General features: G+C 73.0%; 24 protein-coding genes. 16 read left to right on the top strand and 8 right to left on the bottom strand.

The window, feature by feature from the left end; genetic code table 11:
* Positions 1-321 precede the first annotated feature (321 nt).
* The 9 genes from ACZ3TI_RS09025 to ACZ3TI_RS08985 all read left to right on the top strand — a co-directional run bounded on the left by ACZ3TI_RS09025 (position 322) and on the right by ACZ3TI_RS08985 (position 7448).
* Positions 322-1362: a hypothetical protein gene (locus ACZ3TI_RS09025; RefSeq protein WP_465725004.1), complete on the top strand. Its 1041-nt coding sequence runs from the start codon at positions 322-324 to the stop codon at positions 1360-1362.
* 237 nt (positions 1363-1599) lie between these two features.
* A complete protein-coding gene (locus tag ACZ3TI_RS09020) occupies positions 1600-3198 on the top strand; it encodes an ABC-F family ATP-binding cassette domain-containing protein (protein ID WP_465725003.1) in 1599 nt (532 codons plus the stop codon).
* 327 nt (positions 3199-3525) lie between these two features.
* Positions 3526-3759 carry a helix-turn-helix domain-containing protein gene (locus tag ACZ3TI_RS09015; protein ID WP_030059940.1) on the top strand — a complete coding sequence of 78 codons (234 nt, stop codon included), beginning with the start codon at positions 3526-3528 and terminating at the stop codon, positions 3757-3759.
* A gap of 251 nt (positions 3760-4010) precedes the next feature.
* Positions 4011-4817, top strand: a complete 807-nt coding sequence (locus ACZ3TI_RS09010; RefSeq protein WP_465725002.1) for an enoyl-CoA hydratase/isomerase family protein — start codon at positions 4011-4013, stop codon at positions 4815-4817.
* 179 nt (positions 4818-4996) lie between these two features.
* Positions 4997-5509, top strand: coding sequence for an Asp23/Gls24 family envelope stress response protein (locus ACZ3TI_RS09005; protein WP_465725001.1), 513 nt, complete (start codon positions 4997-4999; stop codon positions 5507-5509).
* Between the two features lie 49 nt (positions 5510-5558).
* Positions 5559-5750 carry a hypothetical protein gene (locus ACZ3TI_RS09000; RefSeq protein ID WP_030242122.1) on the top strand — a complete coding sequence of 64 codons (192 nt, stop codon included), beginning with the start codon at positions 5559-5561 and terminating at the stop codon, positions 5748-5750.
* Positions 5750-6109: a hypothetical protein gene (locus ACZ3TI_RS08995; protein ID WP_465725000.1), complete on the top strand. Its 360-nt coding sequence runs from the start codon at positions 5750-5752 to the stop codon at positions 6107-6109. The genes ACZ3TI_RS09000 and ACZ3TI_RS08995 overlap by 1 nt, the downstream gene beginning before the upstream one ends.
* On the top strand, positions 6106-6804 hold the full coding sequence (locus tag ACZ3TI_RS08990; protein WP_465724999.1) for a DUF6286 domain-containing protein: 699 nt from the start codon (positions 6106-6108) through the stop codon (positions 6802-6804). Before ACZ3TI_RS08995 ends, ACZ3TI_RS08990 begins: the two co-directional genes overlap by 4 nt.
* A complete protein-coding gene (locus ACZ3TI_RS08985; RefSeq protein ID WP_465724998.1) occupies positions 6801-7448 on the top strand; it encodes an alkaline shock response membrane anchor protein AmaP in 648 nt (215 codons plus the stop codon). The genes ACZ3TI_RS08990 and ACZ3TI_RS08985 overlap by 4 nt, the downstream gene beginning before the upstream one ends.
* Positions 7449-7501: 53 nt before the next feature.
* On the opposite strand, the gene ACZ3TI_RS08980 is transcribed toward ACZ3TI_RS08985, so the two are convergent.
* The gene (locus ACZ3TI_RS08980) at positions 7502-8263 is read right to left on the bottom strand and encodes an SDR family oxidoreductase (RefSeq protein WP_465724997.1); all 762 of its coding nucleotides are present in this window, start codon (positions 8261-8263) and stop codon (positions 7502-7504) included.
* Positions 8264-8395: 132 nt separating this feature from the next.
* On the opposite strand from ACZ3TI_RS08980, the gene ACZ3TI_RS08975 reads away from it, so the two are divergent.
* The 3 genes from ACZ3TI_RS08975 to trxA all read left to right on the top strand — a co-directional run bounded on the left by ACZ3TI_RS08975 (position 8396) and on the right by trxA (position 9795).
* Positions 8396-8974 carry a hypothetical protein gene (locus tag ACZ3TI_RS08975; protein WP_465724994.1) on the top strand — a complete coding sequence of 193 codons (579 nt, stop codon included), beginning with the start codon at positions 8396-8398 and terminating at the stop codon, positions 8972-8974.
* A 77-nt stretch (positions 8975-9051) separates the two neighbouring features.
* Positions 9052-9459, top strand: a complete 408-nt coding sequence (locus ACZ3TI_RS08970; protein WP_465724992.1) for a MerR family transcriptional regulator — start codon at positions 9052-9054, stop codon at positions 9457-9459.
* A 3-nt stretch (positions 9460-9462) separates the two neighbouring features.
* On the top strand, positions 9463-9795 hold the full coding sequence (gene trxA, locus ACZ3TI_RS08965; protein WP_465724990.1) for a thioredoxin: 333 nt from the start codon (positions 9463-9465) through the stop codon (positions 9793-9795).
* An 8-nt stretch (positions 9796-9803) separates the two neighbouring features.
* Here the strand turns inward: trxA and ACZ3TI_RS08960 are convergent, their stop codons facing one another.
* The gene (locus ACZ3TI_RS08960; RefSeq protein ID WP_465724988.1) at positions 9804-10601 is read right to left on the bottom strand and encodes an SURF1 family cytochrome oxidase biogenesis protein; all 798 of its coding nucleotides are present in this window, start codon (positions 10599-10601) and stop codon (positions 9804-9806) included.
* Between the two features lie 31 nt (positions 10602-10632).
* Entirely contained in the window at positions 10633-11616 is a 984-nt protein-coding gene (locus tag ACZ3TI_RS08955; protein ID WP_465724986.1) for a DEDDh family exonuclease, read from the bottom strand.
* Positions 11617-11742: 126 nt separating this feature from the next.
* Here ACZ3TI_RS08955 and ACZ3TI_RS08950 point away from each other — a divergent pair, with 126 nt between their 5' ends.
* The 4 genes from ACZ3TI_RS08950 (at position 11743) to moaA (ending at position 16099) form a co-directional block, all read left to right on the top strand.
* Entirely contained in the window at positions 11743-12786 is a 1044-nt protein-coding gene (locus tag ACZ3TI_RS08950) for a zinc-dependent alcohol dehydrogenase family protein (RefSeq protein ID WP_465724984.1), read from the top strand.
* A gap of 276 nt (positions 12787-13062) precedes the next feature.
* Complete coding sequence (locus ACZ3TI_RS08945) at positions 13063-13419, top strand: DUF485 domain-containing protein (RefSeq protein ID WP_465724982.1); 357 nt, start codon at positions 13063-13065, stop codon at positions 13417-13419.
* Positions 13416-15035 carry a solute symporter family protein gene (locus ACZ3TI_RS08940; RefSeq protein ID WP_465724980.1) on the top strand — a complete coding sequence of 540 codons (1620 nt, stop codon included), beginning with the start codon at positions 13416-13418 and terminating at the stop codon, positions 15033-15035. Before ACZ3TI_RS08945 ends, ACZ3TI_RS08940 begins: the two co-directional genes overlap by 4 nt.
* 74 nt (positions 15036-15109) lie before the next feature.
* On the top strand, positions 15110-16099 hold the full coding sequence (gene moaA / locus ACZ3TI_RS08935) for a GTP 3',8-cyclase MoaA (protein WP_465724978.1): 990 nt from the start codon (positions 15110-15112) through the stop codon (positions 16097-16099).
* A 26-nt stretch (positions 16100-16125) separates the two neighbouring features.
* Here moaA and ACZ3TI_RS08930 read toward each other — a convergent pair whose 3' ends face one another.
* The 5 genes from ACZ3TI_RS08930 to ACZ3TI_RS08910 all read right to left on the bottom strand — a co-directional run bounded on the left by ACZ3TI_RS08930 (position 16126) and on the right by ACZ3TI_RS08910 (position 20721).
* On the bottom strand, positions 16126-16356 hold the full coding sequence (locus tag ACZ3TI_RS08930; protein WP_465724976.1) for a hypothetical protein: 231 nt from the start codon (positions 16354-16356) through the stop codon (positions 16126-16128).
* 277 nt (positions 16357-16633) lie between these two features.
* Positions 16634-17017 carry a DUF3099 domain-containing protein gene (locus ACZ3TI_RS08925; RefSeq protein WP_465724974.1) on the bottom strand — a complete coding sequence of 128 codons (384 nt, stop codon included), beginning with the start codon at positions 17015-17017 and terminating at the stop codon, positions 16634-16636.
* Between the two features lie 173 nt (positions 17018-17190).
* Positions 17191-17739: an RNA 2'-phosphotransferase gene (locus ACZ3TI_RS08920; protein ID WP_465725465.1), complete on the bottom strand. Its 549-nt coding sequence runs from the start codon at positions 17737-17739 to the stop codon at positions 17191-17193.
* Positions 17740-17770: 31 nt separating this feature from the next.
* Positions 17771-19168: a metallopeptidase TldD-related protein gene (locus ACZ3TI_RS08915; RefSeq protein WP_465724972.1), complete on the bottom strand. Its 1398-nt coding sequence runs from the start codon at positions 19166-19168 to the stop codon at positions 17771-17773.
* The gene (locus ACZ3TI_RS08910; protein ID WP_465725463.1) at positions 19168-20721 is read right to left on the bottom strand and encodes a TldD/PmbA family protein; all 1554 of its coding nucleotides are present in this window, start codon (positions 20719-20721) and stop codon (positions 19168-19170) included. The genes ACZ3TI_RS08915 and ACZ3TI_RS08910 overlap by 1 nt, the downstream gene beginning before the upstream one ends.
* Positions 20722-20839 lie beyond the last annotated feature (118 nt).

The raw sequence follows: 20839 nt of genomic DNA, 5'->3' as shown, positions 1-20839 counted from the left end.
GGACGGACCGTGGCACCCCGGTCGCCGACAGTAGGGCCGCCGGAGGACGGAAAAGCCGAATGTCACCCTAAAGTGGGCGATATTCGAACGCCGTCTGCCGCAACGGTCGGCGACCGGCCGCCATGTATCAGATCTGTAACGGTCCGGCCGGGCCCGCGCGGCCCGCTCCGGCACGGTCCGCGGAGCGGTCGGGGTGCCGACGACGCAGGTGGGCGGGCGGGCGTACGGGCGGGGCGCGCGCGGCCGAGCGTGCGGATCGCGGCGCGGGCGGGGCCGGGAACCGGGCTGACTCCCGCGCCCGCCGAAAGGTACGCTCCGGCCGTGTCCCGGAAGCCGCTGCGTGTACTGACCCCCCGCTCGATCCTGCCTGCCCTGGCGGTGATGCTGGTCCTTGCGGCGGGAGCGGCGGCCCACGCGAACAAGCCGGTGCCGTTCGGCGACCGGGTGGCGGGGCCGGGCGACGCGGAGGCGACGCCGGTGAACTCGGAGTCGCTCAGCGCGGCCGACCTGGACCTGCGGGTGGGCCCGGGCCTGGAGGCCTTCCACAAGCAGACCGGCGAGCAGGCCTGGTCCTACCGCCGCGAGGGCGCCGAGGCGCTCTACCTGGCGATGGCCGGGGACAACGCGATCGTGCTCTGGGACGACGGCATGGTCACCTCGGTGCGTCCGGGCGACCACCAGGTGCGCTGGCACCGCGCGGTGCCGGGCCTCGCGGACTGGCTGCGCGGCGACGGCGAGCCCGGCGCCGACAAGCGGACCGACGCCCAGCGCAAGCAGCTCGCCAAGCAGCGGGCCGCCGCCGCGCTGCACACCGTCCAGCGCGACGGCTCGCCCTGGCTGGCCCTGGTGACGCCGAACCTGACCATGGGCCTGCGCGACGCCGACGGCGACCTGCGCTACAACGACAAGCCGGCCAACGGCTGCGCCTACGACCCGCTGCGCGCCGTGCACACCGACTACGCCGTGCTCATCCCGCGCACCTGCACCAACAGCAGCGGGCAGGCCGTCTCCGGCGGCATCACCGGATACCGGCTGGACAGCAACGGCTGGGCGATGAGCACCGGCCCGGCCGCGACCGTCAAGGTGATGGACCGCAGCCGGGTGGAGATCACCGACGGCCCGATCCTCCCGCCCAGGGTCTTCGACACCAAGGCGGCCGCGTCCGAGACGGCCTGCGGCGCCCCCGCCGCGCCCTTCGCCGCCGTCCGGCCGCAGGCCGGCTGCGTCGACCCGTCCGCCGCCCCGACCGGGGGCGCACCGGTGGCCCCGGCCACCCCGGACGCCCCGGTCGTCCCGGCGGCGACCGACACCGCCGCCCCCTCGGCTCCCGCGGGCGACCAGCCGTCCGCGCAGCAGCCGTAGTCGTCGTCACAGCCGTGGCCGACGGGCCGTCGGGTCCGCGGGTACCCCGGGGCGGTCCGTCCCCCGGGGTGTTCCGCACGGCCCGGTAGACTTGCCGCCATGGCCATCTCCTCCGGGCAATAGCGGGCGGCGGCGCCCCACGTACCGCGCCGACCGCCGATTGAAGCCCCTTCCCGCTCGCCCGGCCCCGGGCCCCAGCCCGGCCGCCCGCCCACGTCCCAGGAGTAGTTCCCAGCCATGATTTCCGCCAATGCCCTCGAGCTGCGCGCCGGTGCCCGGATCCTGATCGAGTCCGCGAGCTTCAAGGTCGCCGCCGGTGACCGGATCGGCCTGGTCGGGCGCAACGGCGCCGGCAAGACCACCCTCACCAAGGTGCTGGCCGGCGAGGGCCTGCCCGCCGCCGGGACCGTCACCCGTTCGGGCGAGGTCGGCTACCTCCCGCAGGACCCGCGCACCGGCGACCTGGACGTCCTCGCCAAGGACCGCATCCTCTCCGCCCGCGGCCTCGACACCGTGCTGAAGAAGATGCGCGAGAACGAGGAGCGGATGGCGAACGGCAAGGGCGCCACCCGGGACAACGCGATGAAGAAGTACGCCCGGCTGGAGACCGAGTTCCTCACCAAGGGCGGGTACGCCGCCGAGGCCGAGGCCGCCACCATCGCCGCCGCGCTGGGCCTGCCGGACCGCATCCTGAACCAGGAGCTGCACACCCTCTCCGGTGGTCAGCGCCGCCGCGTCGAGCTGGCCCGGATCCTCTTCTCGGACTCCGACGTGCTGCTCCTCGACGAGCCCACCAACCACCTGGACGCGGACTCCATCGCCTGGCTGCGGGACTTCCTGAAGACGTACAAGGGCGGCTTCATCGTCATCTCGCACGACGTCGACCTGGTCGAGACGGTCGTCAACAAGGTCTTCTACCTGGACGCGAACCGGTCCGCCATCGACGTCTACAACATGGGCTGGAAGCAGTACCAGCAGCAGCGCGAGGACGACGAGAAGCGCCGCAAGCGCGAGCGGGCCAACGCCGAGAAGAAGGCCGCGACCCTCAACGCCCAGGCCGACAAGATGCGCGCCAAGGCGACCAAGACCGTGGCCGCGCAGAACATGGCCCGCCGGGCCGAGAAGCTGCTGTCCGGGCTGGAGCAGGTACGCCAGAGCGACCGGGTCGCCAAGCTGCGCTTCCCGGACCCGGCCCCGTGCGGCAAGACCCCGCTGACCGCGGCCGACCTCTCCAAGTCCTACGGTTCGCTGGAGATCTTCGCGGGCGTGGACCTGGCGATCGACCGCGGCTCCCGGGTCGTCGTCCTCGGCCTCAACGGCGCCGGCAAGACCACCCTGCTGCGGATGCTCGCCGGGGTCGAGGAGCCGGACACCGGCGAGGTGATCCCGGGCCACGGCCTGAAGATCGGCTACTACGCCCAGGAGCACGAGACCCTGGACCCGGAGCGCACCGTCCTGGAGAACATGCGCTCCGCCGCGCCGGACACCGACCTGGTGCAGATCCGCAAGATCCTCGGCTCCTTCCTGTTCTCCGGCGACGACGTGGACAAGCCGGCCGGGGTGCTCTCCGGTGGTGAGAAGACCCGTCTGGCGCTGGCCACCCTGGTGGTCTCCTCCGCCAACGTGCTGCTGCTCGACGAGCCCACCAACAACCTCGACCCGGCCAGCCGCGAGGAGATCCTGGGCGCGCTGCGCGAGTTCTCCGGCGCGGTCGTGCTGGTCACCCACGACGAGGGCGCGGTCGACGCGCTCCAGCCGGAGCGGATCATCCTGCTGCCGGACGGCGTGGAGGACCTCTGGAGCCCGGCCTACGCCGATCTGGTCTCGTTGGCCTGACCGGAAGTAGACGCGGCATCCGCTTTTCGGACCAGAAAAACTAGTCCTTACGGCGTGTCCGGGAATGAAGTAGACCCGGATTCCGTTTAAGGACTTCCTGTCGGCCCGCCACTCGATCGTGGTCGGGCCGACACTGCTGATCAGCCCTTTCGCGGCGAACGGCGGAATCAGCCCGGGGGCGTGCACTCTGCGTGAGCGCCCTGGTGCGCTCGGATCACCACCGGAGGACCACGCATTTCCGACATCGACCTTGTCGAATGGGTGGCCAGGAGGCGGTGGATGGGTGATCATGGGAATCTGACCGAGCAACGCTACGAGGAGGCACGGGTGGCCGAGACTCTGAAAAAGGGCAGCCGGGTGACCGGTGCCGCGCGTGAGAAGCTCGCGGCCGATCTCAAGAAGAAGTACGACTCCGGGGCGAGCATTCGCGCTCTCGCGGAGGAGACCGGTCGTTCGTACGGCTTCGTGCACCGGATGCTGAGCGAGTCCGGAGTGATCCTCCGGGGCCGCGGTGGTGCCACGCGTGGCAAGAACAAGGCAACTGCCGGGGCCGGTTCCTGACGGTTCGTCAGCTATTGGCTGGATGACGCGGCGGCAGGGCGCCGACCGAGGAGACGACGGCTGACCGACAGCCGGGCGTCCGCCCTCGGGTCGTGTGGACCGGCCGCCGATCGTCATGTCCGGGGCGTCCGTCCGCCCCGATCCGCTCTCCGCGCGGGCCCGTCGATCTTTCCGGGCCGCGCCCCTGCCCGCGCGCGCCCAGGTTTGTTACTCTCCGGTAGCCACCATCCCCCGCCACCGGAGGTCCCCGCATGACCGCCCCCGCCACCGAACCGCAGGCCCCGAGCTGGGAGCGGGACGGCGTCCGTCTGGAGATCGAGGGCGAACTCGCCGTCGTCACCCTCTGTCAGCCCAAGCGGCGCAACGCCCAGTCGCCCGCGCTCTGGCGCGCCCTCGCCGACGCCGGCCGCGAGCTGCCCGGCAGCGTCCGGGTGGTCCTGCTGCGCGCGGAGGGCGTCTCCTTCTCGGCCGGGCTGGACCGGGCCATGTTCACCGCCGAGGGCATCCCGGGCGAGCCCACCTTCCTGCAGCTCGCCGCCGCGAGCGACAAGGAGCTGGACGACACCATCGCCACGTACCAGGAGGCCTTCACCTGGTGGCGCCGTCCGGACCTGATCTCCATCGCCGTCGTCCAGGGCCACGCCGTCGGTGCCGGCTTCCAGCTGGCGCTCGGCTGCGACCTGCGGGTGGTGGCGGAGGACGTCCAGTTCGCGATGAAGGAGACCTCGCTCGGGCTCGTCCCGGACCTGGCCGGCACCAAGCCGCTCACCGAGCTGGTCGGCTACGCCCGGGCGCTGGAGATCTGCGCCACCGGCCGCTGGGTCGGCGCCGAGGAGTCCGCCGCGATCGGGCTGGCCAACCTGGCCGTGCCGGGCGCCGAGCTGGACACGGCCGCCCGCGAGCTCGCGGCGGCCCTGCTGGCCGCTCCGCGCGGAGCGGTGATCGAGACCAAGGCCCTGCTGCAGGGTGCCGCGGGGCGCTCCTTCGAGGAGCAGCGTTCGGCCGAACGGGTCGCGCAGGCACGCCGGCTGCGGGAGCTCGCCGGGATCGGCGACTGACCCCCCTCTTCGATCGAAGGCCCGGCCCCGGGGACACCCCGGGGCCGGGCCTTCGGCGTTGCCGGGGCGTCTCGCGGCGGGGCCGGGCGGGTGCCGCTCGGCGGGCGCGGAACGTGGCGAAATGTCAGAGTTGGGGAGGTTTGCGATATAGCTGGAGCCGTACGACGGGAGATACGCCCATGCCTGACACTCCGACGCCCGCGACCCTGCACAAGAACGCCGGCGGCGCCCCGACCCCCGGTCCGCCGCCGGGCTCCTCCGGCGGTGCGAAGCCGCTCGCGGAGCGCGGCCGTACGGCGCTGGCCGTCGGCGTGGTGGAGAAGATCGCCGGGATGGCCGCCCGGGAGGTCTCGGGCATCCACGCGCTGGGCTCCGGGCTCGCCCGTACGTTCGGCGCGATGCGGGACCGGGTGCCCGGCGGCAAGTCCAGCATCGGCCGGGGCATCAAGGCCGAGGTCGGCGAGAAGCAGACCGCGATCGACATCGCCCTGGTGGTCGAGTACGGCGTGGTCATTCCCGAACTCGCCCGCCAGGTGCGGGAGAACATCATCACCGCGGTGGAGCGGATGACCGGCCTGGAGGTCGTCGAGGTCAACATCGCGGTCAACGACGTCCACCTCCCGGACGAACCCGAGTTCGAGGAGGAAGAGGAGCCGGTGACGGCGCCGGGGCAGCGGACCAGGCTCAAGTAGCGGGTGGCGGGAGCGGAGCGCGAGGCAGCGCGGAACGAGGGAGTAGCGGATGAACCTGGCCATCGTCGGCCTGGTGGTGGGCATGGCCCTCGGCTTCGCCGGGTACTTCGGGGGGTTCGCGGCGTTCCTGCTGGTGGCGGCGCTCGGGCTGGTCGGCTTCGTGGCCGGGCGCCTGCTGGAGGGCGACATCGAGCTGGGCGAGCTCGGGGACCTGCTCCGCGGCCGCGACCGGCGTCGTTGATGGCGAGCGCTGCCTCCGGCCCGGCCCCCGGGCCTGGTCTCACCGCGGGGCGGCGGGGGCGGCTGCGCGTCGCCGACCGCGTCTACGCCCGGATCGCCGCCCGGGCGGCGCACGAGGTGCTGGCCGCGGCCTGGCCCGCCGGACGGCGGAAGGGGGCGCCGCCGCGGGTCTCGGTGGCGGTGCCCGGCAGCACGGTGACCGTCCGGGTCGAGCTCGACCTGCCCTTTCCGGCGGATGTCGCCGGCCTGGCGAAGGCGGTGCGCGCGGCGATCGCCGCGCGGGTGGCGGGGCTGACCGGGACCAAGGTGTCGGACGTGGTGGTCGTGGTCGAGAAGCTGGTGACGGGGGGAGCGGAGTGAGCGCCACCGAGACGGCCGAGGAAGCGCTCCCGGCGGCGGACGGCGGGATGGTGACGGCGAAGCGGCTGCGGGCACCGCGGACGGCGGCCGCGGTGGTGGTGGCCACGGCGGTGCTGGTGGTCGCGGGCGCCCTGCTGTACGACGTGATCGCGGTCCGGGCCGGGCAGCCGCCGCGCAGGTGGCGGGCGCAGATCGCGGACGAGCTGGCGACCCGGCACCTCGACGACCCGTGGGTGCTGGTGGGCGCCGGGGCGGCGACGCTGCTCGGTGGGTGGCTGCTGTGGCTGGCGATCGCGCCCGGGCTGCGGCAGTGGTTGGTGCTGCGCCCGTACGGGGGGACCGCCGCGGCCGTCGACCGGGCCGGGATCGGGCACCTGCTGACGGACCGGGCGGCGGGGCTGACCGGGATCGACCACCTGCGGATCCGGGTCGGGCGGCGGCGGGTGCGGGTCTCGCTGGTCGGGCCGGCGGACCCGGCGTCGGTGCAGCGGCAGTTGCGGGAGGAGCTGGACCGGGTCGGGTTGGCGCGGCCGCTGCGGCTGGATGTCCGGGCGGCGGGCAGGCGCGGGTCGGGGCAGGGCCCGCAGGCCGAGGCCGAGGCAGAGACGGGGACAGAGGCAGAGGCAGAGGCAGAGACGGGGACGGGGACAGAGGCAGAGACGGGGACGGGGACGGGGACGGGGGCGGCGGGGTGAGGCGGACGGTTGTCAACCGGGTGCTGCTGGGGGTGGTCGGGGTCGTCCTGCTGGGTGTGGGGGTGCTGGTGCTGGCGGGCGGGCTCGATCTGTACCGGCGCTTGGGCGTGCACCCGCCGGCGTCGTGGCCGCTGACGTCCCCGGACCAGCCGGTGGTGAGTGCGCGGACGCGGGGGCGCTGGGTGTCCTCGACGTGGTGGTGGCCGACGGTGATCGGCGGTCTGGCCGTGCTGGTGGCGGGGATGGTGTGGTGGCTGGTGGCGCAGCTGAGACGCACCGGGCTGTCGAGCATCGAGGTCCCGACGCCGGGGGTGAGCGGGCTTCGACTGCGGGTCAGCGCGCGGGCGTTGGAGGAGGCGCTGGCGACCGGGACGGCCGTACTGCCCGAGGTCGAGCGGGCAGGGGTCCGGCTGGTTCGGGCGCCGAGGCATCCGCGCCTGCGCGGCGCGGTGCGGCTGACGCCGGGCGGGGACCCGGCCGGACTGGTGGAGCACTTCGAGGACGGACCCCGGACCGACGCGTGCGGCAGTCTGGGGCTGCCGGAGCTGCCGGCGGATCTGCGGATCCGGGTGCTGCAGGCCGCCCCCGCCGAGCCGAGGCACCGGTGGCCCCGGCGGCGGCGGAAGCAGTCGCGGGTGGTCTAGGTGTTCTGAGCCGCATTCCCAACCTCACGGGACAGAACTCCTGGGGCATCCGGTCAGAGGGTGCGCAGGGCGCCGCCGTCGACCGGGACCATCAGGCCGGTCAGGTAGGAGGCGGCGGGGGAGAGCAGGAACGCGGCGACCTTGCCGAACTCCTCGGGGGTGCCGTAACGGCCCAGCGGGATGCCGGCGTTGGCCTCGGCCCGGGCGGCCTCCGGGTCGGCGGCGAGGGCGTCGAGCTCGCGGACCCGGTCGGTGTCGATCCGGGCCGGGAGCAGGCCGACCACGCGGATGCCGCGCGGCCCGAGCTCGTCGGCGAGCGCCTTGGCGGCCATCGCGAGGCCGGGGCGCAGGCCGTTGGAGATGCCCAGGCCGGGGATCGGCTGGCGGACCGAGCTGGAGAGCACGAAGCCGATCACACCGCCCTCGGGGAGCGTGGCGGCGGCAGTGCGGGCGAGGCGGAGGGCGCCGAGGAAGACGGATTCGAAGGCGTCGCGCCAGGCTTCCTCGGGGGTGGTCTCGACCGGGCCGGCCTGGGGGCCGCCCACGCTGATCAGGATGCCGTCGAGACGGCCGAACTGCTGCCGGGCCTCGGCGACGAGGCGTTCGGCGGTGTCGGGGGAGGCGTTGTCGGCCACCAGCCCGTGGGCGGTGCCGGGAGCGCCGAGTTCGGCCACGGCCTTGTCGACGGCCTCCTTGCTCCGGCCGCTCACCAGTACCCGGGCGCCGTCGGCGGCGAGCTCCCGGGCGGCTGCGAAGCCGAGGCCGCGGGTGGCGCCGGTGACGATGTACGCCTTGTCTTTCAGTCCGAGATCCATGAGGACATCCTGCAGGGTGCCGGGCGGTCGGGGTAGTGCCGGGCGGGATCGTGGACGCAAGTTGACGGGCGCACGAAGTTAGGGAAACCTACCCTTGCTTCCCCCCCCCGACGCACCACCGCGGAGCCCCCCATGTCCGAGTCCCACCCGATCGTCCCGCTCCCGGGGGGTTCCGCCGCCACGTCGGAGGAGGCGCAGCAGCGCAGGGCGCGCCTGGCCGTCGCCACCGTCGCGGTGTTCCTGCTGTGGGCCGTCAGCGCCTGGACGGCCGGCCACCTGCACGCCGATCCCGCGCTGCACACCGCCGCGCTGTTCGTGCACCTGGCCTCGCTGGTGGTCGGGCTCGGCGCGGTGCTGGCGATCGACTACTACGGGCTGCTCTGGCTGCTCGGCCGACGCACGCTGCGCCAGGTGGTGGAGTTCACCGCGCCGCTGCACGTACCGGTGTGGGGCGGGCTGGCCGGGCTGACGCTCAGCGGGATGCTGCTCGAACCGCAGCTGTCCTCCGGGCTGACCCAGATCAAGCTGCTGCTGGTCCTGCTGATCGGATTCAACGGGCTGTACGCGAGCGTGCTGCACCCCCGGCTCGCGGCCTACGGCGAACTGCGTCCGCCGGCGCGGCTGCTGACCCGCGGTGCGGTCTCCGCGGCGGTCTCCCAGGCCGGCTGGTGGGGCGCGGTGCTGATCGGTTTCCACAACTCGCAGCACTGAGGCCTCCGCGCGCTGGCGTTGACGTCCGGGGGAAGGTTTACCGTCGTTGCCGGAAGCGCGGGAGGAGCGGGTCGGGCATGCGGATCGGGGAGTTGGCGGAGCGGGCGGGGACGACCACGCGGGCGTTGCGGTACTACGAGCAGTTGGGGTTGTTGCCGGCCCGGCGGGCGGGCAACGGGTACCGGGCGTACGACGAGGGGGATCTGCGGCTGTTGCGGGAGATCCGGATGCTGCAGGACTTCGGGTTCGGGTTGGAGGAGACCCGCCTGTTCGTGGAGTGCCTGCGGGCGGGGCACCCGGAGGGGGACTCGTGTCCGGCGTCGCTGGAGGTGTACGAGCGCAAGCTCGCCGAGCTGGACGACTGCATCGCGCGGCTGCAGGAGGCACGGGCGCGGGTGGCCGGGCAGTTCGAGCGGGCGGTGCGGGCGCGGGACGACCTCGCGGCTTCCGAGCAACCACCACTGTGCGAGCTGACGGAGGAGTAGACGATGGTGCGGATCGAGGGAGTGCCGGCGGTGACGGACGAGACCTTCGCTGCGGAGGTGCTGGCGGCCGAGGGGCCGGTGCTGGTGGACTTCACGGCGGACTGGTGCCCGCCGTGCCGGATGATGGCGCCGGTGCTGGCGGACATCGCGCGGGAGGAGGCGCACCGGCTGCGGGTGGTGAGCGTCGACGTGGACCGCAATCCGCGGACGCAGGCGGCGTACGGGGTGCTCTCGATGCCGACGCTGATGGTGTTCCGGGAGGGGCAGCCGGTGCGGTCGGTGGTGGGGGCGCGGGCGAAGGCGCGGCTGCTGCGGGAGCTGGCGGACGTGCTCTAGGACGGGCCCTAGGCCGGGACGGGCTCGGTGGCGGTCTCCGGTTCGGCGGCCTGCTTGGCGCGGTCCTTGGCCTCGCGGCGGGCGAGGATCCAGACGCCGACCGGGATCATCGCGGTGAACAGCCACCACTGGATGGCGTAGGCCATGTGCGGGCCGATGTCGGAGTGGTTGGGCTCGGGGATCAGCTGGGGCTGGTCGGCCGGGGCCGGGGTGGTGGCGGCGAGTTCGAGGTAGCCGCCGAGGAGGGCGGCGCCGCTCTCCTTGGCCTGCTCGTCGGTGTTGATCAGGTTGTACTGGCGGTCGGGCAGGCCGCTGCGGTCCTTGATGCCGCTGGCGCCGTAGGTCTCCTCGGCGCGCAGGCGGCCGGTGAGGGAGACCTCGCCGGCGGGGGCGGCCGGGACGGGCGGGTACTGGGTGGCGCCGGTGCCGGAGGCGACCCAGCCGCGGTTGACCAGGACGGTGCCTCTGCCGTCGGAGAGCTTGAGCGGGGTCACGACGAAGTAGCCGATGGTCCCGCTGGAGTCGGTCCGCTTGCGGACCACGAACTCGTGTGCCGGGTCGTACTGGCCGGTGGCGGTCACCGCGCGCCAGGTGAGGTCCTTGGGGACCGCGAAGCCCGGGGTCGGCGACAGGGTGTCGAAGGGGACCGGGGCGGCCGTGAGGGCCTTGCCGATCAGCTCGTTCCGGGCCACCCGTGCCTCGTGGCGGTGCAGCTGCCAGAAGCCCAGCTTGATCGTCGCGGGGATCAGCAGCAGCGCGATCAGGATGGTGATCAGCCACTGGCGGGTCAGCAGAAAACGGTACACATGGGAACGGTACGCCGACCTCACAACCGGCTCACGCACCGGGGTGCGGGGCGACCTCGCGCAGCAGTTGCAGGAACGCGTCCTCGGTGACCACCGGGGTGCCGACCTCGCGGGCCTTGCGGGCCTTGCCACTCCAGCTGTCCGGCTCGTTGGTGACCAGCAGGCTGGTGAGGCGGCTCACGGAGGTGGCGATGTGCAGTCCGGCCTCGACGGCGCGGTCCTCGAGGAGCTCGCGGTCGGTGGCGGTGTCGCCGGTGAAGGCCACCCGCATGCCCTGGACCAGCGGTCGCCCGTCCTGCCAGCGCCCCGGGTTGGGGTACGGGCAGGGCGGGCGCTTCTTGGCCTGGCGGTAGTTCGAGCCGGTCCAGGAGGCGCGGCCGGGGGCGGCGGGCTCGTCCTCTCCGAGGTCGGTGACCGCGACGCAGTTCTGCAGCGGCAGTGGGACGCCGCCGAGCCGGGCGAGGTGCAGGCTGGGGCGGAAGGCCTCGGCGAGCACCCGGGCGTCGTCCAGGGCGTTGTGGGCGTGGCGCTGCTGGACGCCGAAGTGGGCGGCGAGCGAGGCCAGCTTGCCGTTGGGCAGCGGCAGGCGCAGGTCGCGGGAGAGGACCATGGTGCAGATCCGCTGCTCGACCGGGGCGCGCAGGCCGGCCCGGGAGAACTCGCGGGAGATCATGTTCCAGTCGAAGAGCGCGTTGTGCGCGACCAGGACCCGGCCGCGCAGCCGCTCGGCGAACTCGTCGGCGATCTGCGGGAAGGTCGGGGCGCCGGAGAGCAGCTCGGCGGTCAGGCCGTGGATCCAGACCGGGCCCGGGTCCCGCTCGGGGTTGACCAGGGTGTACCAGTGGTCGGTGACCTCGCCCTCGGGGTCCAGCTGGTAGACGCCGGCCGAGATGACGCGGTCGGAGCGCCCGAGACCGGTGGTCTCGACGTCGACGACCGCGAAGCCCTCGGTGGGGGCGGCGGAGCGCTGGGCGGGGACCAGGGTGGTCCTCGGCGCGGGCGGGATCGGTTGCATGGTCCAACAGGATAAGGGGCGGTGCGCGGGGGCTCGGCCGGAGTGTTCCGACCGACCGGCCGGAATAGAGTGGTCGGCGGGGGTGTCGTACACCTGGTCGAGATCGTTTTCAGTGAGGAACAGCGCATGCGTGCCACCGTGATCCACGGCCCCAACGACATCCGGATCGAGGACGTTCCGGACCCGGTGATCCAGCACCCGACGGACGTGGTGCTGCGGGTGGTGAACGCCTGCATCTGCGGCAGCGACCTCTGGGCCTACCGCGGGGTGGCCCAGCGGGTGGCCGGGCAGCGGATCGGGCACGAGTTCCTGGGCGTGGTCGAGGAGGCCGGCGCCGAGGTGCGCGGCTTCGCCAAGGGCGACCTGGTGGTGGCGCCGTTCGTCTGGTCGGACGGGACGTGTGATTTCTGTCGCGAAGGCCTGCAGACCTCCTGCCCGCACGGCGGGTTCTGGGGGCAGGTCGGCTCGGACGGCGGCCAGGGCGAGGCGGTGCGGGTGCCGTTCGCGGACGGGACGCTGGTGAAGCTGCCGAAGGAGGCGGCGGGTGACGAGAAGCTGCTGCCCGGGCTGCTGGCGCTGTCGGACGTGATGTCAACCGGGCACCACGCGGCGGTCTCGGCGGGCGTGCGGCCCGGGTCGACGGTCGCGGTGGTCGGCGACGGCGCGGTGGGCCTGTGCGGCGTCCTGGCGGCGCACCGGCTGGGCGCGGGCCGGATCATCGCGCTGGGCCGGCACACGGCCCGGACCGAGCTGGCCCGGCGCTTCGGGGCGACGGACGTGGTGGCCGAGCGCGGCGACGCCGCCGTCGAGGCGGTCAAGGAGCTGACCGGCGGCCAGGGCGCGCACGCGGTGCTGGAGGCGGTCGGCACCGAGGAGTCGATGCGGACGGCCATCTCGATCACCCGGGACGGCGGTGCGGTCGGGTACGTCGGGGTGCCGCACGGCGGCAGCGCGGGCGTGGACATCGGTCAGATGTTCGGCCGAAACGTTTCGTTGAACGGCGGCGTCGCGCCGGCCCGCGCGTACATCCCCGAGCTGCTGCCGGACGTGCTGTCCGGGGCCATCGAGCCGGGCCTGGTCTTCGACCGCACGGTCGACCTGGACGGCGTGCCGGACGGCTACCGGGCGATGGACGACCGCTCGGCGCTCAAGGTCCGGATCGCCTTCTGACCGCTCCCTGATCGATTTCTGACGCGTCGTCACGAGGGGCGGCACCGCTGGTCGGTGCCGCCCCTCGCGCATGGGGCGGGGGAGGCGCGGGGTGACACGGGTGGTGATTTTCGGCCATTCGTGTGGCGTGAGGGGGTGAACGGATGGCTGATCGCGGTCAACCCCTTTCGGGGCGGGCACGACGCTCCTAGCATTGCGCGGCGCCGCGAAATGTGACGCCCCTCACGTTCGATCGTTCCCCGTGTGCCAGCTACGCCGAAGGAGTGAGGAGAGAGAGTGGATTCGCCGCCGATCACCACATCCGCCACGGAAGTCCAACTCATCGACGACAGCGAGGAGTTCCGTGCCCTGCGGCGCTCGTTCCGGAGCTTCGCCTTCCCGGTCACCATCGGCTTCGTGCTCTGGTACCTGCTCTACGTCCTGCTCTCGTGCTACGCCCCGGGCTTGATGGGCGCCAAGGTGTTCGGGCACGTCAACGTGGCCCTGGTGCTCGGGCTGCTGCAGTTCGCCACCACCTTCGCGATCGCCGCCTGGTACGCCCGCTACGCGGACCGGCGGATCGACCCGGCCGCCACCGCGATCCGCGAGGCGCACGGAGCCGTCGTCCACGCCCCCCGGGAGTCCGCCGAATGACATTGCTCGCCAGCTCCGCCACCGAGCACCGCGGCCTGACGATGAGCCTGTTCGGGGCCTTCGTCCTGGCCACCCTGGTCATCACAGTCTGGACCGGGCGGCAGAACCGCAGCGCATCCGACTTCTATGCCGGCGGCCGCGGCTTCACCGGCTTCCAGAACGGCCTGGCGATCTCCGGCGACTACATGTCCGCCGCCTCCTTCCTCGGCATCGCCGGGCTGATCGCGCTCAACGGCTACGACGGCTTCCTGTACTCGATCGGCTTCCTGGTCGCCTGGCTGGTCGCGCTGCTGCTGATCGCCGAGCCGCTGCGCAACTCCGGGCGGTTCACCATGGCGGACGTGCTCGCGTTCCGGATGCGCCAGCGCCCGGTGCGCACCGCGGCCGGGGTGTCCACCATCGTGGTGTCGATCTTCTACCTGCTCGCCCAGATGGTCGGTGCCGGGGCGCTGGTGGCCCTGCTGCTGGGGGTCACCGGGGAGGGCGCCAAGCGCTGGACCATCCTCGCGGTGGGCGCCCTGATGATCATCTACGTGGTGATAGGGGGCATGAAGGGCACCACCTGGGTGCAGATCGTCAAGGCGGTGCTGCTGATCGCCGGCGCCGCGCTGATGACCGTCCTGGTACTCGCCAAGTACCACTTCAACCCCTCGGAGCTGCTCGGCGCCGCCGCCTCCGCGAGCGGCAAGGGGGCGGCCTTCCTCGAACCCGGGCTGAAGTACGGGGCCAGCAACACCTCCAAGCTCGACTTCATCAGCCTGGGGATCGCCCTGGTGCTCGGCACCGCGGGCCTGCCGCACATCCTGGTCCGCTTCTACACCGTGCCCACCGCCAAGGCGGCCCGGAAGTCGGTGCTCTGGGCGATCGGCATCATCGGCGTCTTCTACCTGATGACCCTGGCGCTCGGCTTCGGCGCGGCGGCGCTGGTCGGCCGCAGCGGCATGGTGGCCGTCGAGGGCAAGACGCCGTCCGGGAACACCGCGGCGCCGCTGCTCGCCGAGCAGCTCGGCGGCGGGGCCGGCACCACCGGCGGGGCGATCATGCTCGCGGTGATCTCGGCGGTCGCCTTCGCCACCATCCTCGCCGTGGTCGCCGGTCTCACCCTGGCCTCCTCGGCCTCGTTCGCGCACGACCTGTACGCCAACGTGATCCGGCGCGGCAGGGCGAGCGAGAAGGAGGAGGTGCTGTCGGCGAAGTGGGCCGCCGTCGCGATCGGCGCGGTCTCCATCGTGCTCAGCCTCTACGCGGGCAAGCTCAGCACCGCCGCCCTGGTCGCGCTGGCCTTCGCGGTGGCCGCCTCGGCGAACCTGCCGACCCTGCTCTACTCGCTGTTCTGGAAGCGCTTCACCACCGCGGGCGCGGTCAGCTCGGTCTACGCCGGACTGATCTCCTCGGTGGTGCTGGTGGTGTTCTCCCCGGTGCTGTCCGGAACCCCCAAGTCGCTCTTCCCGAACTCCGACTTCCACTGGTTCCCGCTGGAGAACCCCGGGCTGGTCTCCATCCCGATCGGCTTCCTGGCGGGCTGGATCGGCACCCTGCTGTCCACCGAGCGCCCCGACCCGGCGAAGTACGCTGAACTGGAGGTCCGCTCGCTGACCGGACTGGGCGCCCATTGATCGTCCCGCGATGACTATGCTGGCCCGGCCCGCCTGACGGTGGCCGGGCCGGCCGCATTTCGGGAAGGACGCACGTGCTGCTCGACACCTTCGGACGCCAGGCCGTCGACCTGCGGGTCTCCCTCACGGACCGGTGCAACCTGCGCTGCACCTACTGCATGCCGGAGGAGGGGCTGCAGTGGCTGGCCAAGCCGGACCTGCTGACCGACGAGGAGATCGTCCGGCTGGTCACGGTCGCCGTGCGCGACCTGGGCGTGCGCGAGGTCCGCTTCACCGGCGGCGAGCCGTTGCTGCGCCCCGGGCTGGTCGCCATCGTGGCCGCCTGCGCGCAACTGGAGCCGCGGCCCGAACTCTCGCTGACCACCAACGGCATCGGGCTGTCCCGCACCGCGACGGCGCTGCGCGAGGCCGGGCTGGACCGGGTCAACGTCTCGCTGGACACCCTCGACCCCGAGGTGTTCCACACCCTCACCCGCCGGCGACGCCACGGGGACGTCCTGGACGGGCTGGCCGCCGCCGAGGCCGCCGGGCTGACGCCGGTCAAGCTGAACGCGGTGCTGATGCGCGGGGTCAACGACCACGAGGCGGCCGACCTGCTGGGCTGGTGCCTGGAGCGGGACTACGAGCTGCGCTTCATCGAGCAGATGCCGCTGGACGCCCAGCACGGCTGGGACCGGACGTCGATGGTCACCGCGGAGGAGATCCTCGAACTGCTCCGCACCCGCTTCACGCTCACCCCGGAGCCGTCCGCCCATCGCGGCGCGGCGCCCGCCGAGCGCTGGCAGGTGGACGGCGGCCCGGGCCGGGTCGGTGTGATCGCCTCCGTCACCCGGCCGTTCTGCCGCGCCTGCGACCGGACCCGGCTGACCGCCGACGGCCAGGTGCGCAACTGCCTGTTCGCGACCGGGGAGACGGACCTGCGCACCGCGCTGCGCTCGGGCGCGGACGACGCCGAGCTCGCCGCGCTGTGGCGGGCGGCGATGTGGGGCAAGAAGGCCGGGGCCGGGATCGACGACCCGGAGTTCCTGCAGCCCGAGCGGCCGATGTCCGCGATCGGCGGCTAGACCGCTTCTCGCTGGACCGCTTCTCGCTAGACCGTCTCGCCGGGGGTCTCGGGGGTCCAGTCGGCGAAGGCGACGACCTCCTTGAGGAAGCCGCGCACACCGAGGAACTGGGACAGGTGCTCGCGGTGCTCGTCACAGGCGAGCCAGGTCTTGCGGCGGTCCGGGGTGTGCAGCTTGGGGTTGTTCCACACCAGCACCCAGCCGGCGTCCGCCCGGCAGCCCTTGGCGGAGCAGATCGGCGTCTGCGGGGTGTCCATCGGGCCGTCCTCAGCGATAGGCGGGTCAAACAGGCGGGTGAATCCGCACCGCCAGTCTGTCACGCCCGGTCGGGACGGCCGGATCCGGGCATGGCGACGCCGGGCAGCCACGGGGGGAGCCGCCCGGCGTCGGTCCGTCGCTCCGACGGGGGATGCGGAGCGCGTACGCAGTATGTCACGCCGAGACCTGAGGATGGGGAGGTCTTGCATGATTAATCTGAGCTTCTTTTGAGCTTCGGCCCGGCCGGATGTGGTCGGACCGGGGTGAAGCGGACAGTCAGTCCACGTCCTGTGAAGGATCGGTGGCAGCGGCCTTCGTCCCTCCCGTACCGGTGGTCGCACCCGCCCCACCCCTCCCACCGGGGCCCAGCATCAGCGGGGTGTCCAGCGGGATGTCGAAGGTGCTCGGCAGGCCCGGGGCCCGCTCCCGGCCCGCGTTGGCGATCAGCACCGCGAAGTACGGCAGCAGCACGCCGCCCGCCAGCGCCGCGACCGCCAGCCAGCGCTGGACGTCCCACAGCACCACCGCGAGCAGCACGCAGACCGTGCGGAGCAGCATCGAGATGACGTAGCGGCGCTGGCGCCCCCGGACGTCCTCGGTGAGGCTGCTGCGCGCCCCCGTGATCCGGAAGACCTGCCCGTCGCCGGCGCTCTTGCCCATGTGTCCTACCGCCCTCGTCACGCTCCTCCGCGCCTGGCCGCGCGGCCTCCTCACGGTACGCCCGGGCGGTCCCGACGACGAGACCGGGTGGGGCGGACCCACCCGGTCGGGTAGCCGAAGGGCCTGTCCGGCGGAGCGGACAGGCCCTTCGGGCGTGGCGGCGTGCCTGCCCCCTACGAGCGCCGGGAGAGGTACTGCGGGGGGACGGCGTCGGTGAGCCAGACGCCGTTCTCGCTGAGCCGGAACTCGTGGCCGGCCGCCGTCATCGCGGCCGCGTTCACCGTCAGCACCACCGGGCGGCCGTGCCGGGCGCCGACCCCGGTCGCCGTCTCGGGGTCCGCCGAGAGGTGGACGTCCCCGCGGGACATCGGGCGCAGGCCCTCGCGGAAGATCGCCGCCAGGTGCCGGTCGGCGGTGCCGTGGTAGAGCACGTGGGGCGGCACGGCGGCGGCCAGGCCGAGGTCGACCGCCACCGTGTGGCCCTGGTTCGCGCGGATCGAGAGACCGTCCGGCGAGTAGCCGAAGCGGCGCTTGTCGTTGGTGGCCACCACGTGGTCCAGCTCGGCCCGGGTGAGCGGCCTGCCCTTCTCCGCGAGCGCGGCGAGCAGGACGTCGATCCGCACCCAGCCGGACCCGTCCAGCGTGACCCCCACCAGTCCGGGCTCGTGCCGCAGGATGCGCGACAGCATCCTGCTCGACCTGACCAGCCGTTTCTCGTCCATCATGTCTCTCGTATCCCCCGTTGGTCAGCGGCTAAGAGGCCTGGCTGACCGAACTCATGTTGAAGTCCGCGACACGCACGGGTGGCATCGCGGTGCGGGTGAACCAGTCGCTCCACTCGCGGGGCAGGCAGCGTTCGGTGCGGCCCACCTCGGTGATCCGGTCGAGGAGGTCCACCGGGGACTCGTTGAACCGGAAGTTGTTGACCGCGCCGACCACCTCGCCGTTCTCCACCAGGTAGACGCCGTCCCGGGTGAGGCCGGTGAGCAGCAGCGTCGCCGGGTCCACCTCACGGATGTACCAGAGGCAGGTGAGCAGCAGGCCGCGCTCGGTGCGGGCGATCATCTCGTCCAGGGTCGGCGCCGACTCCTGGTCGGCCGTCTCCAGGACGAGGTTGTCGATCGCCGGGCGCACCGGCAGCCCGGTGAGGCCGGCCGAGTGGCGGCTGGTGACCAGGTCGTTCAGCACGCCCTCGCGGATCCACTCGGTGGCGGAGACCGGCTCGCCGTTGTCGAAGACCGAGGCGTCCCCGCCGGTGGAGTGGGTGAGCACGAACGGCGGGGCCTGCAGGCCGTCCTCCTGCGGGTCGGAGCGCAGGGTCAGCGGCAGGCCGCTGAGCTTGTCGCCGATCCGGGTGCCCCCGCCGGGCTTGGAGAAGACCGTCCGGCCCTCGTGGGCGTCCCGGCCGCCGGAGGACCAGCTGAGGTAGACCATCAGGTCGGCGACGGCCGAGGGCGGCAGCAGCGTCTCGTAGCGGCCGGCCGGCAGGTCCACCTTGCGGGCGCCCCAGCCGAGGCGCCTGGTCAGCTCGGTGTGCAGGTCGGCGACGTCGACGTCGGTGAAGTCCCGGGTGGCGGCGCCGACCCAGGCCGAGCCGGACAGGTCGGCGGTCTTGGCGTTGATCTCGACCATGCCGGTGGGCTGGTCGTGGCGCAGCCGCAGGCCGGTGGAGGTGCCCAGGTAGCTGGAGGTCAGCTCGTGGCGGGCGAAGCCGTACAGCAGCTCGCCCTGGGCGGCGGCGCGGGCGAAGGCCTCGCCGAGGGCGGGGCCGAAGGCGTCGAAGACCGCGATCGAGGTCTCCGCGGGCGGCTCGGTGAAGTCCGGGGAGGCGGGCCGGTCGGCGACCAGGGGCTGGGCGTCCTCGGCCGGGCCGGCCGCGCGGGCGGCCTCCTCGGCGGCCCGCACCAGGCCTTCGACGTCCTCCTGGGTGACGGCCTCGCGGGAGACCACGCCGGAGGCGGTGCCCTCGGCGCCGGCCACGGTGGCGATCACCGTCAGCCGACGGCCGCGGGTGACGCCGTTGGTGGTCAGGGCGTTGCCGGCCCAGCGCAGGTTGGCGGTGGACTCCTCGTCGGCGATCACCACGCAGCCGTCGGCGCGGGAGAGGCCGAGCGCCAGCTCGACGAGTTCGTGGGGCTGCATCGCGGTCATCAGTGACCCGCCTCCTGCTGGGTGTTGAGCACGTTGACGTTCCGGAACAGCGCCGACGGGCAGCCGTGGCTGACCGCCGCGACCTGGCCGGGCTGCGCCTTGCCGCAGTTGAAGGCGCCGCCGAGCACGTAGGTCTGCGGGCCGCCGACCGCCGCCATCGAGCCCCAGAAGTCGGTGGTGGTGGCCTGGTAGGCGAAGTCCTTGACCTGGCCCGCGAGTTCGCCGTTCTTGATGGCGTAGGCGCGCTGCCCGGTGAACTGGAAGTTGTAGCGCTGCATGTCGATCGACCAGGAGCGGTCGCCAACGATGTACAGACCGTTCTCCACCCCGGCGAACAGGCCCTCGGTGTCCGGGCCGTCGGCGGCGGGCTGCAGCGAGACGTTGGCCATCCGCTGTACCGGGACGTGTGCCGGGGAGTCCGCGAAGGCGCAGCCGTTGGAGCGCTCGAAGCCCTTCAACTTGGCCATGCCGCGGTCCAGTTGGTAGCCGACCAGGACGCCGTCCCGGACCAGGTCCCAGGACTGGGTGGCGACGCCCTCGTCGTCGTAGCCGATGGTGGACAGGCCGTGCTCGGCGGTCCGGTCGCCGGTGACATGCATCAGGTCGGAGCCGTAGCGCAGCGAGCCGAGCTTGTCGAAGGTGGCGAAGGAGGTGCCGGCGTAGGCGGCCTCGTAGCCGAGCGCGCGGTCCAGCTCGGTGGCGTGGCCGATCGACTCGTGGATGGTCAGCCACAGGTTGGACGGGTCGATGACCAGGTCGTACAGGCCGGCCTTGACGCTCGGGGCCTTCATCTTCTCGGCCAGCAGGACCGGCAGTTCGGCGAGTTCGGCGTCCCAGTCCCAGCCGGTGCCGGTCAGGTGCTCGAAGCCGCGGCCGACCGGCGGGGCGAGGGTGCGCATCGAGTCGAAGGCGCCGGTGCGCTCGTCGACCGAGGTGGCCTCCAGCTCCGAGTGCAGCCGGATCCGCTGCTGGGTGGTCACCGTGCCCGCGGTGTCCGCGTAGAACTTGTTCTCCTGGACGGTCAGCAGGGCCGCCTGGACGTGCGAGACGCCCTCGGCGGCCAGCAGCCGGGAGCTGCGCTCGGCGAGCAGCGCGGTCTTCTCGGCGTCCGGCACCTCGAAGGGGTTGACCTCGTACGAGGAGACCCAGGTGACGTCCCGGTGGACCGGCTCGTCGGCCAGCTCGACCCGCTCGGCGGAGCCGGCCGCCCGGCTGATCCCGCCGGAGAGGCGGGCCACCGCGACGGCCTGCTCGGCGACCTTCGCCGCCGCGGCGGTGGTGAGGTCGACGCCGGCGGCGAAGCCCCAGGCGCCGTCGAGCAGCACCCGGACGGCGAAGCCGAGCTGCACGCTGTCGGAGGTGCCGGCCGGACGGGCGTCGCGCAGCCGCCAGGAGGCGCTGCGGATCCGCTCCAGGCGGAAGTCGGCGTGGCTCGCGCCGAGTTCACGGGCCCGGGTGAGGGCGGCGTCGGCGAGGGTGCGCAGCGGCAGGGCGAGGAACAGCGGGTCGACGGCGCGGTCGGGCCTGGCGCCGGCGAGGTCGGCCGGAGGGATCGGAGGCAATCGGGCTCCCAGGTCGCGGAGGGTGGCGGTGCGGGGCCACAGGGGCTCCGCACCGCATCATTTCCCGTCCACCGGGTTTCCGGCCAGCGCATTTCGTCGGGTGTGCTGC

The sequence above is a fragment of the Kitasatospora sp. NPDC023120 genome, assembly GCF_055560835.1.
The sequence above is the reverse complement of the archived record's forward strand: the minus strand, read 5'-3'. Positions and strand labels throughout refer to the sequence as shown.